Genomic DNA, 388 nt, shown 5'->3' with positions numbered 1-388 from the left:
GATGGCGTCGGCCTCGGCCTCGGCGGCGGCTACGCTGTCGCCGGGCGCGGCGCCGGGCAGCGCGCGCTGGGCCGCGTGCGCGGTCTCGTGCGCGAGCAGGTAGCGGCCCTGCGCTTCGTGCGGGCGGTAGCGGCCCGGATGCAGCAGCACCCGCGCGTCTTCCTGCAGGGCGTTGGCGCCGCGCGCCTGGATGCGGATGGCGGCGTCGGCGTCGACTTGCACCTCCAGCCGCGACAGGTCCAGGCCGAAGGCGCGGCCGAGTTCCTGCAGCAGCTGCGCGGTCAGGCGGGCGCGGGCGAGGTCGGCGTCGCGAATGCGCGCGCCGCCGCAGTCGATGCGGGCGAAGTCCGGCGCGGCGTCGTCGCTGCGCAGCGGCGGCGGCGCCAGC

Annotated in this window: 1 protein-coding gene; it reads right to left on the bottom strand. The window is 78.6% G+C overall.

Going from position 1 to position 388, the window contains the following annotated elements:
- Positions 1 to 388 (bottom strand): DUF4157 domain-containing protein (locus A7A76_RS22170; protein ID WP_206413348.1); only part of this gene is annotated, 388 nt, incomplete at both ends.

The sequence above is a fragment of the Lysobacter enzymogenes genome (assembly GCF_017168095.1).
Classification (GTDB): domain Bacteria; phylum Pseudomonadota; class Gammaproteobacteria; order Xanthomonadales; family Xanthomonadaceae; genus Lysobacter; species Lysobacter enzymogenes_D.
Note: the sequence above shows the minus strand (reverse complement) of the source record. Positions and strands in the feature narration are given on the sequence as shown.